We start from the raw sequence: 17775 nt of genomic DNA, 5'->3' as shown, positions 1-17775 counted from the left end.
CTATAGCACAAAGGTAGCCAATATTTTGGTAGGAAAGCTCACGCCACCCCGTAAAATGAGCCGTGATGCGTCGGGATCTCATAGAAGCCAATCGGACAGCTGTGATACGCTCGGGATGAAGTCCCTGACCGGGTGCCCGCGTACTAAGCACGCAGCAGAGAATGCCTGCGGCTCGGGCGTTTTGTCTACTGGGATCAAGGCTCAGGGGATGGAGTGTCGAATAGTCGATGTTTTCAGTCGGAAAGAGACCAAAAGAGTCCCGGGAAGACACTATGAGATACCCCTCTCCTGTGGAGGTGGTATAGTAGCATCTCTGAGACCTCCGGATCAGTCTGGCGCTCTCCGACTCGGGTACAAAAAAATGCCGGGGCTTGCTCTCACGCTGAGAGCAAGCCCCGGCACTATTTGTGGGGAAGGAGGTCTTAGACCTTAGTCCTTATACCACTCCGGTGAAGCCCATAAAGGCTAGCGACAGCATGCCGGCGACGAGAAGCGCTGCGGGGATGCCCTGCATTGCCTTGGGGAGTGCGGTCTTCGCAAGCTGCTCGCGGATCGTCGCAAAGAGCGAGATCGCGATCGTATAGCCGATACCGGTCGAGAAGGCGTACATCATCGCCTGAGAGAGGTTGTAGTCCTTCTGGATCACGAGGATGGCGACACCGAGGATGACGCAATTGGTGGTGATCAGCGGGAGATAGATCCCGAGTGCCTGGAAGAGTGCCGGGGAGACCTTCTTGAGGACTGACTCGAGCATCTGCACAAGTGCGGCGATGACGAGGATGAAGACGACATTCTGCAGGTAGCCGAGGTTATTCGGGTCGAGGATCCCCTTCTGTAGACCGAAGGTGACCAGCACGGCGAGCACCATCACGAAAGTGACGGCAGCACCCATACCGAGGGCAGTATCGAGCTTCTTCGACACGCCGAGGAAGGGGCAGATACCGAGGAACTGGGCAAAGACAATATTATTGACAAATATTGCGCCGATAAGTATGACTAAATACTCCATATCTTACTCTATATGACTTACTCGATGATGAGACTTATACACCCTCCTTGGCAGCCATAGGCGTCTCGTGAGGCTGATCCTTGAGGAGCTCACGCTCAGCAGCCTCACGCTCGCGACGCTCGGCACTCTTCTTTCGCCTCTCCATAATGATGTTATTGGCAGCGATCATATACCCAAGGACAATAAATCCTCCGGGAGCAAGGACGAAGACGAGCGTGCCGTAGTCGGCGGGGAAGATCTCCATGCCGAAGAGCTTGCCGGACCCGAGGATCTCCCGGAAGCATCCGAGGAGCGTCAGGACGAAGGTGAAGCCCAGTCCGGAGCCGAGACCGTCAACGAGGGAGTCTGCAACGCCATTCTTGGAGGCGAAGGACTCCGCACGGCCGAGGACGATACAATTGACGACGATCAGGGGGAGGAAGATGCCGAGGGCATCGTAAAGGGCGGGGGCATAGGCCTGCACTACCATCTGGACGATCGTGGTGAAGGCAGCGATCACGACGATGAATGCCGGGATGCGCACGCCGTCGGGGATGACGCTCTTGAGGAGCGAGATGACGACGTTGGAGCAGACGAGCACAAAGGTGGTCGCCAGTCCCATACCCATACCAGTCTCAGCACTCGAGGAGGTGCCGAGGGTGGCACACATACCGAGGAGAGAGACGAGGATGGGGTTCTCTGTGATGAATCCGTTGAGGAATACTTTACCTTTATTCATGTCGAAATCAATTTTCAGCGTTCTCGTAAGCAGTGCGAGCCTGAGTGGCGATGGCGGCTGTGCGACTGATGGCATCGAGGAATGCACGGCTCGTCACCGTGGCGCCACTGATGGCATCGATGTCTCCTCCGTCCTGAGTAACCTTGAGCGGAGTCTCAAGAGAGCGTCCGCGGATGTCGGACTTGGGGTGACCATTGTCCCTAAACCACTGTGCGACCTGACCCCCGAGCTGCTCGCTCTCCGACTCTTGGAGGACGGCGTAGTCAAGGAGGTGGTTGCCTGCGTCCAGTGCAGCGATAAAGAGCATGGGACCATTGTACCCACTCTCTGAGGAAGTGGTGATAGCCGCTCCCTGCCAGATGCCTCCCCTAGTGGCGGGATAGATGGTGTAGCTGTAGCCGGTGGCATCGGTGATGACGCTCTGCTCGGCGACGGGATCATTGTCATGCTCAGGGAGAAGAGGTAGGAGCAGGTCGCTGTCTACCTCTGTCGGCTCGGCAGTCTCGCTGACAGACTCGGCTGAGTGACAGGTCGCTTCATCGATGGACTGTACGCCACGCATTGCCTTATTCACCGCATCGAGGAAGGCGCGGCTGGTGATGGTGGCGGCGGTGATGGCATCGACGGTGCCATTATCCTTGGTCACCTTAAGCGGCTCAGTGAGGGACTTGTCACGGACATCGCTGGAGGGGTGATCCTCGCTGTGGAACCAGTGAGTCACATGAGCTCCCAGTCCAGGGGTCTCATTTTGCTCCAGGACGGTGTAGTCGATGAGGTTATTGTCGATGTCGATGCCGACGAGGATACGGACGTCGCCGCTGAATCCATTGTGCGACGTTGACTCGACGGCATAGCCCACGATCTCGCCACCCTTGGTGGCGGGATAAATAGTGAGGCTGTCACCATCGACGGCGACCTTGAATTGCTCCTTGTACGGATCATTGTCGTACTCCGGGGCAACTGCCTTGATGCCGTCGAGGGTGGTATTGATGATCTGCTGGGCGATCACCTCTGAGGTCTGGCTATTGATGAATGCGAGGAGACCTCCTGCCACCGAGCATACGAGCACGAGGCAGATCAGCATATGAGGTAGGGTAGATGATAGCTTCTTCATGATACTCTGTGTGATAAGCGGTTCACTTGCGGAATAAGCGAGGCTTGATGTACTGATTGATCATCGGTGTGAAGCCATTCATAAAGAGGATGGCAAAGGACATACCCTCGGGGTAGGAGCCCCAGAAGCGGATCACCATAGTGATCAGTCCGATCATCACTCCGTAGAGGATCTGACCGCCCTTACTCAGAGGAGAGGTGACGTAGTCGGTCGCCATAAAGATCGCTCCGATGAGCATACCACCGGTCATCAGCTGCAGGACAGGACTCATATACATAGTCGGATCAATCAGCCACATAATACCGGAGAAGACAAATGCGGTGCAGAGGATCGAGACAGGGATGTGCCAGGTGATCACCTTACGGAGGAGGAGGTAGACGAAACCTATCAGCAGGGCGATGGCAGAGACCTCACCAAAGGATCCGGAAAGCTGTCCAAGGAACATCTCCGTCGCTGAGGGAAGCATGTCGAGGCTGTAGTCGGGCGAGCCGGCGAGTACTCCCTTGGCAATCGCCAGTGGTGTCGCTCCTGTGGTGGCATCGGTGTCGGTGGCTAGGATCTGATGTGCCGGTGGGTAGATGGTCATCTGCTTAGGGAAAGAGACCAGCAGGAAGACACGACCGAGGATGGCGGGATTGAAGATATTATTCCCTAGACCACCAAAGGGCATCTTGGCCAGCGCAATGGCTGCGAAGTCACCGATGAGGAGGATCCAGATCGGGAGACTGGCGGGGACATTGAGTGCCAAGAGGAAGCCGGTGATGATGGCGGAGCCATCGGTGATGGTGAGCTCCTCCTTCCCCATCACGAAGCGAGTGATGAACCACTCGAAGAACATCGATGCAACGATCGACGTCACCGTCAGACCGAGAGGTGCCCAGCCGAAGAAGATGACTGAGGCGATCAGCGCCGGGATAAGCGCGATGATCACGTCATACATATTACGCTCGATGGAGTCGTGTATGTGGACGTGGGGCGATGGGGAGACGAGTAACTTAGCTGTAGTATCAGACATGGGATGCTGTTATCTCAAAATCAAGTGATGACTCTTACTTGCGTGCACGACGGATGGCCATGACGCGCCCCTTGCCCATACGGATATGGTCGAGGAGGGGACGATTGGCGGGGCAGATGAAGCTACAGCTGCCACACTCTATGCAGTCGTAGACATGGTTTGCCTCCAGTGCATCCCAGTCCCTATATACGGTGTCGCGCATGAGGAAGGCGGGATTGAGACCCATAGGGCAGGCTCCGACGCACTTGGCGCAGCGGATGCAATTGCGCATCGGGCGGCGCTTGGTGTCCTCCTCGAGCAGCATCAGCACGCCACTGGTCCCCTTAGCAACAGGGATCTCATCGGAGTATACTGCCTTACCCATCATCGGACCACCGCTCACTAACTTAGCAGTGGAGCGGGGCATACCACCGGCGGTCTCGATGAGCTCGCTCAGAGGGGTACCGATACGGACAAGGAGGTTGCAGGGGTTCTTCACCGCCTTGCCGGTCACGGTCACGACGCGCTCCACGAGGGGCTTATGCTTCTGTACCGCCTCATAGACAGCGAGGGCAGTACCGACGTTCTGTACGATGGCACCCTCGGTGACGGGGAGCTTACCTGAGGCGACGCGACGCTTGAGCACCGTGTCGATCAGCTGCTTCTCTCCGCCCTGGGGGTACTTCACCCTCATCGGGACGATCTCGATACCGGGCATAGTGGAGGCGAGCTGTGTGAGCTTGTCGATCGCATCGCGCTTATTATTCTCTATCGCTACGTAGCCCTTGGTGACGCCTACGGACTTCATCAGGATCTGCAGGCCGATCAGAACCTCCTCGCCCCGCTCCAGCAGGGTCCGGTGGTCGGCGGTGAGGTACGGCTCACACTCGGCGCCATTGATGATGACGCACTCGGGGGTGGCGTCCTTGGGTGGCATAAGCTTGACGTTGGTGGGGAAGGTGGCGCCACCCATACCTACGATGCCACACTCAGCGATGCGCTGGATGATCTCCTCGCTCGACAGCTTGATGTCGCGCACGATCTCGGGGGTGCGGTCGATGGTCTCCTCCCATATGTCCTCGCCATCACACTGAATGGTGATGCAGGGCTTCTGGTATCCGGAGGCATCGAGGATGGTCTCGATCTTCTTGACCTTACCGGAGACGGAGGAGTGGATGTTGGCTGAGACGAAGCCGTCCGCCTTGGCAATTAGGGTACCCACCTTGACCTCGTCGCCACGGCTTACCACCGGAGTGGCGGGCTTGCCGATGTGCTGACCGAGCAGGATGGATACGGTCTTAGGGATAGGCTGTACCTGGATGGGAGAGTCGTGAGAGATCTTATTCTCCTCCGGGTGTACACCGCCCTTTGAAAATGTCTTCAGGAACATATTATGTAGTCTGTACTTACTTCTGAGGTTGTGAGAAAAGGGAGATTAGGCCTCGGCAGGGGTCTCCGCCGGGGTGGTCACCGCCTTCTCCTCGACAGGCTTCTCCACCTTGGGCTTACGCGCGGGGAAGTTGACCTCGTGAATCGCGCCCGTGGGGCATACCTCTACGCACTTGCGACAGAGACGGCACTTGGTATGGTCGATGTAGGAGAGGTTGTCGTTAATCGTGATGGCATCAAACTTGCACTCCTTGAAGCACTTACCGCAGCCAATGCAGGCATTGGCACAGATCTTCTTATTGATCGCTCCCTTATCCTTATTGACGCAGGAGACGAAGATGCGGCGGTTTTTCTTTCCTTTCTTCCGTAGCTCGATGATATTGCGGGGGCAGGCCTTGACGCACTGACCGCAGGAGGTACACTTGTCCTCATCGACCTCGGGGAGACCGGTGGCGGGGTTCATGTGGATGGCATCGAAGTCGCAGACGCTCACGCAGTCGCCACATCCCAGACAGCCATAGGTACAGAGGGTCTCGCCACCATAGAGGGAGTGGGCGACGGCACAGCTCTTGACGCCGTCAAAGATATTGACTCTGGGGCGTGCTTCGCAGGTGCCATTGCAGCGGACGACAGCGATGAGGGGATCCTGCTCCTCGACCGTGCGACCGAGTATGTCGGCCACGTCCTGCATCACCGCATTTCCCCCTACGGTGCAGAAGAGACCATCGAGGGTCTCATGCTCCACGCAGGCCTTGGCAAAGGAGGCGCAGCCGGGATAGCCACAGTTACCGCAATTGGCGCCCGGGAGCGCCTCTTGCACCTCCTCGATGCGAGGGTCCTCCTCGACCTTAAAGGAAGTCATTACCCAATAGATCAGCAGGGCGATGATCGCTGCTGCCAGGGCTAGAAATAGAATAGTGAAAATCATGGATGAATATGATTACCGGACAAAACTGTCTCGTGAAGAATGAACTCAGTCGTGCGTCCCTCTCAGTGGTCGGATGCGGAAAGTAAAGATGCGCTTGAAGTGATCGCGAAGCACCCATAGGAGTACAGCATAAAGCGCCACAGTGGCAAGGATCACCCCGATGAGCGCCATCTCCCCGACTCCGAAGTACTTGGGAAGTAGCACCGCCTCGAGGATGATCAGCAGCAGCGGGATCATATAGGCGTAGGCAGAGGCTTGGAGGACCTTGGGGTCCTCGGCGATGATCTGCACGGGATCGCCTACAGAGAGTCCCACCGGGATATCTCGCGTGATCGTAACTGTCCGCATGCGCATATCCGATGCCGTACAGGCTCCCCGTGCATGGCACGATGAGCACGCCGACATCTGTAACACCTCTACCTCCACCTCTGTCGGGCGGATGGCGGTCACTTTTCCGATTCTACACTCCATATAAAACTGTTGTCTGTGAGTCCTTTGGTGGTCGTTCCTTGTCTTCCGCTAAGCCTCATCCGTGGAGTACGGAGTCGGCTTAGACTTACTCGTCGGCAAATGTAGCGAAATAATCTCGACTTTTAGGCTTTTTTCCACTTGATTGTCACCTGTAGTTTGCAAAATTCTTGCAAAAGGTCTGTCGGTGGACTCTAAAATGGGTCTCTCATGATCATAGTCCTGACAATCTGTCGGAGCTTATAGACGTCCTCCATCCGCAGGTCCTATGGTTAGTTGATATTAGTGAGATCTAATACCGGTATTAGACGTCACTAATATCGGTATTAGATCTCACTAATATCGGTATTAGATATGTGGCTCTGATACCTGCTGATTACCTTGCTGTTGCGCAGGACCCCTGAGGACCCCTTCTCGTCGGGAGGTTGTCCCTGCTGACCATCCCATCCGATAGAGGTGGGCTATCATGCGATCGCTCTAAATAAAAAAGGGTCACCGAGACCTTAGTCCCGATGACCCTATGAGGTTATGAAACCCCTCCACGTGGGAGAGGTCTGCGCATGGTGGCTTACTTGCTGATGAGGGCGTCGATAGCTTCCTTGAGCTTGTCCTTAGGCTGAGCGCCTACCTTCCGCTCCACCACCTCTCCATCCTTGATGAAGAGGATCGTGGGGATGCTGATCACGCCGTAGCGTGTGGGGATCTCGGTGTTGGCGTCTACGTCCATCTTGCCGATGAGGACTTGCTCTGCATCGTACTGCTTAGCAAATTCGTCAATCATCGGAGAGACCATACGGCAGGGACCGCACCACTGTGCCCAGAGGTCTACGACCATTGCCTTACCTGACTTCAGGTGCTCATCGAAGTTAGCGTCTGTGAATTCAAATGCCATAATCTGATTTGTTAGTTATAAATATAATACTACAATACTATCTATCTATTTTCGTGCCATCCTTAGCTGAGCTGATACCAGACCCCATCAAAGTCCTTGAGACTGTCAATAAAGTCGCTAGTGATAGTGAGTCGCCGGCTGTGGTTGGTCATCTTGAGGGTGATCTTACTCTGTCGGTCGGTGACGAATATATTGAGAGAGACGCTACCTGGCTTCAGCTCGCTTGCGCTACTCACAAGGGTGTCGTAGAGCTCCTCGGTGATTGCGTCCTCGGGGATGGCGATGTCGAGGGTGGAGAAGGCAGTATCGACCACCTGATCCAGTAGCTGGATCGACTGAACCTCGCGGAAGGGACGACCACCCTCCCACTTGGGAGGGTTGACCTTTACGGTGACTAAGATATAGAGTCCCTCCTTGCCAAAGTTGCGATAGGTGGTAAATTGGTCCCCAAAGAGGTAGAGCTTCCCCTCGCCATCGTAGTCCTGTATCGTCAGGATCCCGTAGGGGTTGCCACTCTTGGAGGTCCTCTCAGCATAGTCAGTCACGACGCCTCCGAAGCGCAGAGCACCCTTGCCGGCGTAGTTGTCGAGCCCATCGGTCACCTCGCTGCAGGGGATGTTGCAGAGTTCCCTGAGGATCAGGGCGTACTTGTCGAGAGGAGAGGCCGTGATGTAGATCCCGAGGAGTGCTTTCTCCTTATTGAGCTTCTCGATGTCGCTCCACGGCTGTGCGCGGTGATCGGGTGAGGGGCGGGACATTTCTTGGAAATTGGTATCTCCGAAGAGGGAAGCCTGGCTGGACATCCGGGAGGATCGGCTATCCTCGCTGAAGCGAAGCAGCTTATCGAGGAAAGTCTCTTTCTTGGGTGTATCATCGGGGTCGAGGAAGTCCTCGCGGGTGAACGTGCCAAAGGAGTCAAAGGCTCCACTCAGCACGAGCGACTCGCAGGTCTTCTTCGTAGCCACGCTGGCAGGTATTCGCTCAAAGAAATCGTAGATGTCGGTGTAGGGACCATTCTCCTTCCTCTCGCTGACGATGTCCTGTGCGGCCGCATTGCTAAAGCCCTTGATGGCACCGAGACCGAAGCGGATGTCTCCACTCTTATTGGCGGCAAAGGTGCACTCCGACTCATTGACATCCGGGCAGAGTACCTTGATCCCCATTTGTTGGCAGGTACCTATGTACTTGGTGATCTTGGCAAGGTCGCTGAGGTTGATGCTGAGCACGCCCGCCATATACTCGCTGGGGTAGTGAGCCTTGAGGTAAGCGGTCTGGTAGGAGATCCAGGCGTAGCAGGCAGCGTGGCTCTTATTGAAGGCGTAGGAGGCAAATTTCTCCCACTCGGACCAGATGTGCTCCAGTGTATCGTCGGGGTAGCCGTTTGCCCGACCGCCCTCGAGATACTTCACCTTGAGGGCCTGCATCATCTTGATCTTCTTCTTCCCCATCGCCTTGCGGAGGTTGTCGGACTGACCGCGGGTGAAGTTGGCGATCTTGCGTGACAGGAGCATCACCTGCTCCTGGTAGACGGTGATCCCATAGGTCTCTGCCAGGTCTTCCTTCATTACCGGTAGCTCGTAGGTGATCTCCTCCTTGCCGTGCTTGCGTGCGATGAATGAAGGGATGTTGTCCATCGGCCCCGGGCGGTAGAGGGCGACCATGGCAATGAGGTCCTCAAAGACTGAGGGCTGCAGGTCCTTGAGAGATCGTTGCATCCCGGGGGACTCAAACTGGAAGATCGCCATCGTGTCTCCCTCGCTGAAGAGCTTGTAGGTCAGCTCATCATCAAGGGGGATGCTGTTGATGTCAATGTCGACCTTGTGATTGAGCTTGACGTTGTCTAATGCAGCACGGATGATCGATAGCGTCTTCAGCCCGAGGAAGTCCATCTTGATCAGCCCGGTGGACTCGATGACGCTGCCATCGTACTGGGTGACCAAGATGTCCTTATTGGTCAGGCTGTCGAGGGTGACCCAGGAGGGGACGACGTCCGAGATCGGCACTTTGCTGATGATGATGCCACAGGCATGGACGCCGACGTTGCGCACCGTGCCCTCCAGCTGCTCGGCGTACTTCAGCACCTCTTTCTGCGTTATGTCGGGGCCATATAGGATGTCATTGAGCTCCGGGACGTTCTCTCTGGACATCTTGATGGATGGGTCCTTCTTGTCACCGATGCGGTCGGGGATCAGCTTGGCGATGGCATTGGTCTCAGGCAGGGGGAGCTGCAGCACGCGCCCCATATCCTTGATCGAACTCTTGGCTGCCATCGTGCCGTAGGTGACGATGTGTGCTACGTGATCTGCTCCGTACTTCTCGGTCACCCACTCAAGGATCTGCTGTCTCCCCTCGTTATCAAAGTCGACATCAATATCCGGGAGAGAGATGCGGTCAGGATTGAGGAAGCGCTCGAAGAGCAGGTGGTACTTCAGCGGGTCGAGGTCGGTGATCGTGAGCGAGTAGGCGACGATGGAGCCGGCGGCAGAGCCACGTCCCGGACCGACGATGATGCCGAGCTTTCGCGCATTGATGATGTAGTCCTGCACGATGAGGAAGTAGCCGGGAAAGCCCATGGTCTTGATCACGTCCAGCTCGTAGTCCAGTCGCTCCTTTACCTCATCGGAGAGCTCCTCACCATAGCGCTTCTTAGCTCCCTCGTAAGAGAGGTGCCTGAGGTAGTCATCAGCGTCGGCAAAGCCCTCCGGAATCGGGAAGTCAGGCATCAGTGGGTCGCTGTCGATGGAGTAGATCTCCACCTTGTCGAGGATCTCAGCGGTATTGCTCAGTGCCTCAGGCACATCGGCGAAGATCGCACTCATCTCCTCTGTGCTCTTGAGCCACTCCTGCTTGGTATAGGTGAGCCTATTGGGGTCATTGAAGGTCTTGCCTGTGCTGAGGCAGATCAGTCGCTCGTGAGCCTCACCATCATCCTCGTGTGCGAAGTGGGAGTCGTTGGTGGCAATGAGCTTTACGCCCTCTTCCTGTGCGAGCTGCATCAGCACCTTATTGACTCTCTCCTGCTTCACGAAGGTCTCCTGATTGCCTCGTGGCTTAGTGGTCTTGTGTCGCTGTAGCTCTAAGTAGAAGTCCTCACCGAAGAGTCCCTTGAACCATCGGATGGCGCTTCTCGCCCCCTCGATGTCATCGTGGAGGATGTGCTGGGGGATCTCGCCTCCGAGGCAAGCGCTGGAGACGATCAGCCCCTCGTGGTACTTCTCGAGCAACCCTTTGTCTATCCTCGGCTTGTAGTAAAAGCCGGTAGTGAAGGCCTCTGATGCCATCTTGATCAGGTTGTGGTATCCCTGCTTATTCTTTGCCAGCACTATGAGGTGGTATCCGCTTCGGTCCTCGACCGAGCTCTTATTCTCCCGGCCATTACGGGCGCAGTAGCACTCGCAGCCGAAGATCGGCTTGAAGATCTTTTTCTCCTTCTCCTCTATCTCCTGTCGGATCTGCGCCTTCGCTTCCTCATCGGACTCCTCTGCCAGCCGTGCCGTAAGCTCCTTGATCTCGGCCTTGATCGGCTTATTCTTGCTATTGCAGTAGTCGTGCAGCGTCTTGATGCCGTACATCACACCGTGATCGGTCAGTGCCATGCCGCGCTGACCGTTTGCGATCGCTGTCTCCACAAGCGTCTCCACCGAGGAGGCCCCATCGAGGATGGAGAAGTAGGAGTGGACGTGGAGGTGTACGAAGGATTGCGAGTCTGCCATTTGTGCTGTCTTATCTTAGATCTCTGTAGGTGTCAAAAAATTGCTCCTCGGTCATCATCTTTACGCCGAGTTGCTCCGCCTTGGCGAGCTTTGCCGGTCCCATATTTTCGCCATGGACGAGGAGTGAGGTCTTGCTGGAGATGCTGCTACCGACACGCGCACCATGGCGGCCAAGCAGCTCCTTGAGTTCATCGCGAGTAATGGTGTGGAAGACTCCGCTGATCACGATGGTCTGACCTGCGAAGGTATCAGAGGTGGGACCGGTCTGCTCCTTCTCTTCGATCTCGAAGTGGAGACCTGCAGCCTTTAGATTAGCGACCAATTGCCGGGACCGGGGCTCCTGGGCGTAGTCCCTCACGCTACGGGCGATCATCGGGCCCACCTCCGGGATGCTCTGTAGCTCCTCCTCGGAGGCCTCTAATAGACGGTCGATCGACCCGGCATATCGGGCAAGCGTCTCCGCGACCTTGCTCCCTACGAGGGGTATGCCGAGGGCAAAGAGTACTCGCTCAAAGGGCTTCTCCTTGCTCTCCTCAATGCTCTTAAGGAGGTTCTCCGCCTTTGTCTCCTTGAAGAGCGGCAGTCGGAGCAGCTCTCTCTCGGTGAGCGTGTAGAGCTGGTCCACTGAGCGCAGACCGAGGATCGTGGAGAGGGCATTGATGCTGCTCGGACCGATGAAGATGTCCATCGCCTTGCGGCTGCAGAAGTGCTCTATCCGCCCCTCTACCTGAGCCGGACAGTCCCACTTATTGGGGCAAAAGAGTCCCGCCTCTCCCTCATGCCGGATGAGAGTAGTGCCACAGGACGGGCAGCTCCCCGGCATAGAGACAGGAGCTCCCACCTGCTCGTCTCTCAGGTCCTTGCGCACAAGGGTGATCTTGGGGATGATCTCACCTCCTTTCTCCACCGACACGAGGTCTCTCTCGTGGAGATCAAGATTGCGGATAAAGTCCTCGTTATTGAGTGTCGCACGGGAGACGGTGGTACCGGAGAGCTCTACAGGCTCCAGCAGTGCCACCGGTGTGACGATGCCACTTCGCCCGGTCTGGTAGCGAACTTCCAGAAGTCGCGTGATCGCCTTCTCGGCATCGTACTTATAGGCGATCGCCCACTTAGGGCTTTTTGCTGTCATCCCGATCTGCTTATGGAGGGAGTAGTCGTTGACCTTCAGCACCGCCCCGTCCGTAGCCACCTCCAGCTCGTGCCGGTGGAGATCCCAGTAGTCGAGATACTTGTCTACCTCCTCCACAGAGTGGCAGAGGGCGCTGTGCGTGCTGACGGGGAGCCCCATCTCCCGCATCCGCTCCAGCCGATCGGAGTGACGCTCCGGCAGCCAGTCCTCATCATCGCTGAGAAGGTAGTAAAAGCGCGCAGTCGGGCGTCGGTGGCTCACCACGGCGGCGATATTCTCCTTCGTTTTGATCGTACCTGAGACAGCGTTGCGAGGGTTGGCAAAGGGAGCCTCGCCCGCCTCCTCTCGAGCTGCATTCAGTCTCTGAAACTCCCGCCATGGCAGCAGGATCTCTCCCCGGACCTCCACTCGGTCCGGGAGATTGTCGCCCTTGAGTCGGAGTGGGATCGCCCGGATCGCCCTGATTGCCTGCGTCACATCCTCGCCATACTGCCCGTCCCCTCGGGTGAGAGCTTGGTGCAGTAGTCCCTCCTCGTAGATCACGGAGATGGAGACGCCGTCAAACTTTAGCTCGGCTACCAGCTCCGGTGCCTCGCCAACAGCCTCAGTGAGCCTGCGGTAGAAGTCCTCCACCTCGCCTATGCTGTAGGTATTGGCAAGCGAGAGCATCGGCACTCTGTGGGCGACAGCAGTGCCGGTGGCAACCTCACCGATGAATTCGCTTCCCACCCGCTGCGTAGGCGAGTAGGGGGTGATCAGCTCCGGGTAGGATCTCTCGAGAGACTCCAGCTCCTTCATCAGGAGATCAAAGTCCCTATCGCTGATGGTGGGGGCTGAGAGGACGTAGTACCGATACTCGTGCTCCTCCAGCTCGTGTCTCAGCTGCTCTACCCGTCGGCGGGCTTCGTCGAGGGTCATTACTTCAGGAGGAAAGTCGAGGAGACGGTGATACTTGCGGTCTTATCTATGTCGGAGGTGTTGAGCGTACCTCCCCAGGAGTAGCTCTCATTGGCGTAGCGTCCCAAGATCTGGAAGACGCCCATCTGAGACTTCTGTAGGGCACCGAGGCTGCCGTGGCTTGCCTTGGCGATCGATGCAGCGCGGTCGCGTGCATCGGCGGCTGCGGCATCAAGCATCTCCAGCTTTAGGTCCGCCATCTTGGTGTAGTAGTAGCTGGGGTCGCCCACGCTGACGGTGACGTCAAGATTGATGAGCTCGCCTACTGCCTTAGCGGTTTGGTCGATCTTGTCCACGTCCTCAGTGGTGAGTACGATCGACTGGCTCACATCGTAGCCATCGTGCTCCTCTACATAGCGATCCTGATTCTTATTGTAGTAGCCATTGACGCGCTCGTTGTAGGAGACACCAAGCATCTCCATCTCTTCGTCGGTAAATCCGTGCGAGCGGAGAAAGCTTACAACGACGCCTCGCTGTCGCTCCACCTCGTCAAATCCCAACTTGGGAGACGAGCTGTGGTCGGTGATCGTGAGTGTCCAAGTGGCGAGATTGCTGCGGAAGGATCGCTCTGCGCTTCCCTTCACAGTGATGGTACGAGGTCCGTCATTGCGATGACGGAGGGCCGATGCCCCGATCCAGACTGAGAGGACGACAGTGACTGCGATGATCAGGGTACCGAGTATATTTCTTTTGCTATTCATGATTGAAGTGGTTGAGTTGTGTCAATGCATTGCACTTGGCAGTGCATACAAAACTACCAAAAAAGGCACACCTTAGTGTCCTTTTTTGGGCTCCCTTTAGGGCAGAAGAATTAGTCCGCTTCGGAAGATAGTCGCGTGCAGTGAATTAGGAAGAGTGGTCAGGCAACCGGGGTTGCTCGCCTCGTAGCCGTCCTTGCATGGGCTAAATCTCAGTCTCAGGGCTATTGATTTCCCCACTGCATGAGAGAGGTATAGAGAGGTCTCAGAGGGTGATCACCGGCTGATCCATCTTGTCCGGATCCTCGGAGAAGCGTGCGTCCCGCACGATGAGCCACTCCTTGGCGTAGGTGCTGTAGAGGTCGATCCGGAAATTCTCCGCTCCGAGCCGGTCCATGGCAGTAGTCACCTTGCGTACTGTGATCGTGCTGACATCGAGTGCTGGGAGGTAAGTGGGTCGTGAGGTCTGCTTGGGATTAGGCTGACGGATGAGCAGGCGACAGAGTACGAGCTTGTCGAGCGTGTCATTGACGACGATGATCGGCAGGTGGCACTCCTTCGCCAGCTCCTCACCATCGTACACCTCGCCCTCGTGCTTAAAGGCGAGGCAGATCTTCTTCATCAGCACCACAGCAATGAAGTCTCTGAATCGCCTCGAGATGTGCTCGCTCTCGGAGCGGAAGTAGTAGTACTCCACATTCTGTATCGAGTAGGCGAGCTGCGCACCGAAGAGCGCTATAACCCACGACATCTGGACGAAGAGGAGGAGCAATGGGACAGCCGCAAAGCTCCCGTAGATCGCATTGTACTTACTCACCCACAGCTGTCCGGTAATGTAGATCATCTGGAAGAGCTGGAAGACCACACCCGACAGCGTCCCCGCCATCAGCGCAGGACCTGTGCGGACCCGAGTATTGGGCATAAACTTATACAGTGCCGTAAAGATCAGGATCCAGATCAGGTAAAGACCAAAGCCGCTGAGGAAGGAGAAGAGTGGCGAGAGTGAAAGCTCACCAAAGAGCTTGAAGCTTGAGAATGAGCGGATGAAGACATTGAGTCCGCTCGTCAGTGTGATGAGGAAGGGGAGGATCAGAAAGTAGGCGAGTGACCATAGGATCCGTCGGCTGTAGGGGCGAGGCTCCTTGATATGCCACACTTCATTCATCACATCCTCGATATTGAGCATCAGTCGGACCACAGTATAGAGCAAAGTACCCACTCCGATGATGATGAAGGTATTGCTGTGGACCACGTTCATATAGCTCTCGACAAAGTCAAAGGCCTGAGTCAGCTCCGTGTAGTGCCCCGGGAAGTAGTCGTAGAGCTGCCTCTGGACAGAGCTCTGCATCCCGAATCCTGCTGCGATACTGAGGATCACCGCCAGCATAGGGATCAGGGCAAGGAGGGTGGTGTAGGTGAGGGCAGAGGCCTTTCGCCCCAAGTTGCCATCCGTGTACTCACGGATCGTGATGACAATCACCTGGAGTACTCGGACCATCCACCGCTGGCTACCGCGCAGGTCATCCTCACGGAGACGCCATATCTCGTTTGAGAAAAAGCGCTTCGCCTTCTTCCCACGGCGTGTCAGGCGTGAGAAGAAGCCTTTCCGTTGCTCCTTCTCTCGTCTCGACCGGATAGTCTGTAGTCGCTCCTCATAGCTTGGGAGGTCGTTACTCTGATGGCTGTCCCTCTGCTCGGTAGGCATGTCTCTCGTGTGAGATCGGTGTGGTGGTATAGTGATAAAAAATAAGAGCGATCCCCTCCCTTAGGAGTGAGTGGTAAGCCGGGTTCTGTCGTCTTGGTGCTCTCACCAAGCGTCCCTGTCATTAATCTCGGGTGGCGGTTGCCCGACACCTCTATCGATCTACCCCCCGGCATCGGACGAGCAGCCCTCAGTCGCCGGTATACATGATTTTTCCCCTCACGTCTGCGTACGGCAGCCCTCGTCACCGATGGCTCGGTGAGCTCTTACCTCACCTTTTCACCCTTACCTGCAAGCAGGCGGTCATTCTCTGTTACGCATCGAGCGCCTCACGACGCCTTCCCGTTAGGAAGCGTGATGCTCTGTGTGGCCCGGACTTTCCTCCCGAGACCGAAGTCTCGAGCGACAGGGTCACTCACTCATAGGGAGAGGATCACTCTATACTGCAAAGGTACGATTTTACCTCTTCACTGCTCAGCTCTCAGAAAAGCTCCTGATCTCAAAGACCAAGAGGGTGTGCCGAGACATCGGCACACCCTCTTGAAACTAACTATGTATAGGGGGATTAGTTGTCCTTCTTGATATTGGGCAGCTCGAGACCGAGATTCTTCTTACGGTCGTAGGCCTTGAGGTAAAGGCTTAGGAGGAGCGCCAGTACTCCGAAGGAGGTGAAGATCAGCATAGCGGGGGTGTAATTGAGAGCCTGCCCTGCCACGGCACCGGGATTGGTCTCATCGAGGACACGGCCGATGATCATCGGGACAGACATCAGTCCGATATTCTGGATGAAGAAGGTAGCTGAGTAGGCCGAGCCGAGTACCTTGGCGTCAATCACCTTAGGCATGCTGGGCCAGAGGGCGGCAGGCACGAGTGAGAAGGAGATCCCGAGGAGCACAATGGCACCAATGGCGATCCCGAAGGAGAGCTTATCCGTTGTGAAGGGGTAGAGGGCAAAGATCCCGTGACAGACGATCATCAAGATGGACCCCAGGATTAGCATCGTGGCACCCTTGCCCTTCTTGTCGAGGTAAAGCCCCAGGAAGGGTGTGATGACCATCGCTCCGATGGGGAAGAGACTGAAGATGCTAGATGCCGTCTCTGTACTCAGACCGAGATTGCTCTCGAGCATGTTGGTCGCGTACTTCTGGAAGGGGAAGATCGCGGAGTAGTAAAGTACGCAGAGTAGCGCCACGATCCAGAATGTCTTGATGCCAAAGACCTTGCCCAGGTCCTTAAACTTAAAGGGCTCCTCGTCCTCAACGATGGTGACACTCTGCTGCTTGTCCAGCTTGCGATCCAGCACGCCATATACGAGGTAGAGGAAGAGACCGATCACCAGCAGGATGAAGACAAAGAGTACCGGTGCCTGCACTGCCTGGATGCCTTGGGCGGCAGTCATATCCGGACCAAACTTCTCTACCATCGCATTGTAGATGCGAGGTGACGACTGGAAGACAGCAAAGACGCCCAGTCGGGCTACCGCCATCTCGACGCCCATCGCCATTGCCATCTCCTTCCCCTGGAACCACTTGACGATCGCTCTCGATACGGTCACGCCGCCCATCTCGGTACCCATGCCGAAGATGGCAAAGCCTGCGCAGGCGAGTGCCGCAGACGGGGGGAAGTCAGCGGGGACAATGCTTGACACGAAGCCGTAGAGGAAGCCGCCGTCATGGAAGGTATTGCTCAGTGCATAGACCTTGATGCCGGCACCTAGCACCATCAGCGATCCGGAGAGGATGGCGGTGAAGCGCACGCCCATCTTGTCGAGGATGATCCCGGCAAAGATCAGGAAAAGGCAGAAGACATTGATGAAAAACTCGCTCCCCGCGTATGTGCCGAAGACCGATGAGCTCCAGCCGAGATTCTGGTCCAGCTGAGTCTTTAGGGGTGAAAGCACATCGACGAACATATATGCGAAGAGCATCGTCAGTGCGATCATAATCAGGACGCCCCACCGGACGTACCACTTGTCTCGGAGGGTCTCTCCGTGCGGCATCGTTGCTTGTGCCGTCTCTACTGTACTCATTAGAGATTTTGATTATTGGTTGTGATAATAGT

The 17775-nt window shown here is 56.2% G+C and carries 13 protein-coding genes and 1 other RNA gene; all 14 read right to left on the bottom strand.

Annotated features, from left to right (window positions below):
* Nucleotides 1-436: 436 nt before the first annotated feature.
* Nucleotides 437-1009 carry an RnfABCDGE type electron transport complex subunit A gene (locus QZR17_RS03100; RefSeq protein ID WP_297127557.1) on the bottom strand — a complete coding sequence of 191 codons (573 nt, stop codon included), beginning with the start codon at nucleotides 1007-1009 and terminating at the stop codon, nucleotides 437-439.
* A 34-nt stretch (nucleotides 1010-1043) separates the two neighbouring features.
* Nucleotides 1044-1727 (bottom strand): electron transport complex subunit E, encoded by a 684-nt coding sequence (locus tag QZR17_RS03095; protein ID WP_297127556.1) that lies wholly within the window; start codon nucleotides 1725-1727, stop codon nucleotides 1044-1046.
* A 7-nt stretch (nucleotides 1728-1734) separates the two neighbouring features.
* Nucleotides 1735-2841, bottom strand: a complete 1107-nt coding sequence (locus tag QZR17_RS03090; RefSeq protein WP_297127555.1) for an RnfABCDGE type electron transport complex subunit G — start codon at nucleotides 2839-2841, stop codon at nucleotides 1735-1737.
* Nucleotides 2842-2863: 22 nt separating this feature from the next.
* Entirely contained in the window at nucleotides 2864-3856 is a 993-nt protein-coding gene (locus QZR17_RS03085; protein ID WP_297127553.1) for an RnfABCDGE type electron transport complex subunit D, read from the bottom strand.
* 34 nt (nucleotides 3857-3890) lie between these two features.
* Nucleotides 3891-5225 (bottom strand): electron transport complex subunit RsxC, encoded by a 1335-nt coding sequence (gene rsxC / locus QZR17_RS03080; RefSeq protein ID WP_297127551.1) that lies wholly within the window; start codon nucleotides 5223-5225, stop codon nucleotides 3891-3893.
* 45 nt (nucleotides 5226-5270) lie between these two features.
* Nucleotides 5271-6152 carry a Fe-S cluster domain-containing protein gene (locus tag QZR17_RS03075; RefSeq protein WP_297127550.1) on the bottom strand — a complete coding sequence of 294 codons (882 nt, stop codon included), beginning with the start codon at nucleotides 6150-6152 and terminating at the stop codon, nucleotides 5271-5273.
* Nucleotides 6153-6197: 45 nt separating this feature from the next.
* Nucleotides 6198-6623: a SoxR reducing system RseC family protein gene (locus tag QZR17_RS03070; RefSeq protein WP_297127548.1), complete on the bottom strand. Its 426-nt coding sequence runs from the start codon at nucleotides 6621-6623 to the stop codon at nucleotides 6198-6200.
* 565 nt (nucleotides 6624-7188) lie between these two features.
* Entirely contained in the window at nucleotides 7189-7512 is a 324-nt protein-coding gene (gene trxA, locus QZR17_RS03065; RefSeq protein ID WP_070466140.1) for a thioredoxin, read from the bottom strand.
* A gap of 62 nt (nucleotides 7513-7574) precedes the next feature.
* Nucleotides 7575-11225, bottom strand: coding sequence for a DNA polymerase III subunit alpha (gene dnaE / locus QZR17_RS03060; protein WP_297127546.1), 3651 nt, complete (start codon nucleotides 11223-11225; stop codon nucleotides 7575-7577).
* Nucleotides 11226-11235: 10 nt separating this feature from the next.
* The gene (ligA, locus tag QZR17_RS03055) at nucleotides 11236-13275 is read right to left on the bottom strand and encodes an NAD-dependent DNA ligase LigA (protein WP_297127544.1); all 2040 of its coding nucleotides are present in this window, start codon (nucleotides 13273-13275) and stop codon (nucleotides 11236-11238) included.
* A complete protein-coding gene (locus QZR17_RS03050) occupies nucleotides 13275-14015 on the bottom strand; it encodes an SIMPL domain-containing protein (RefSeq protein ID WP_296162252.1) in 741 nt (246 codons plus the stop codon). The genes ligA and QZR17_RS03050 overlap by 1 nt, the downstream gene beginning before the upstream one ends.
* A gap of 262 nt (nucleotides 14016-14277) precedes the next feature.
* Nucleotides 14278-15717, bottom strand: coding sequence for a YihY/virulence factor BrkB family protein (locus QZR17_RS03045; RefSeq protein ID WP_296162180.1), 1440 nt, complete (start codon nucleotides 15715-15717; stop codon nucleotides 14278-14280).
* A 59-nt stretch (nucleotides 15718-15776) separates the two neighbouring features.
* Nucleotides 15777-16136, bottom strand: an RNA gene (rnpB, locus tag QZR17_RS03040) — RNase P RNA component class A.
* Nucleotides 16137-16279: 143 nt separating this feature from the next.
* Nucleotides 16280-17713 (bottom strand): MFS transporter, encoded by a 1434-nt coding sequence (locus tag QZR17_RS03035; protein WP_070466148.1) that lies wholly within the window; start codon nucleotides 17711-17713, stop codon nucleotides 16280-16282.
* Between the last annotated feature and the right edge of the window lie 62 nt (nucleotides 17714-17775).

It is taken from the genome of uncultured Porphyromonas sp. (assembly GCF_900541275.1).
GTDB lineage: Bacteria > Bacteroidota > Bacteroidia > Bacteroidales > Porphyromonadaceae > Porphyromonas_A.
Note: the sequence above shows the minus strand (reverse complement) of the source record. Positions and strands in the feature narration are given on the sequence as shown.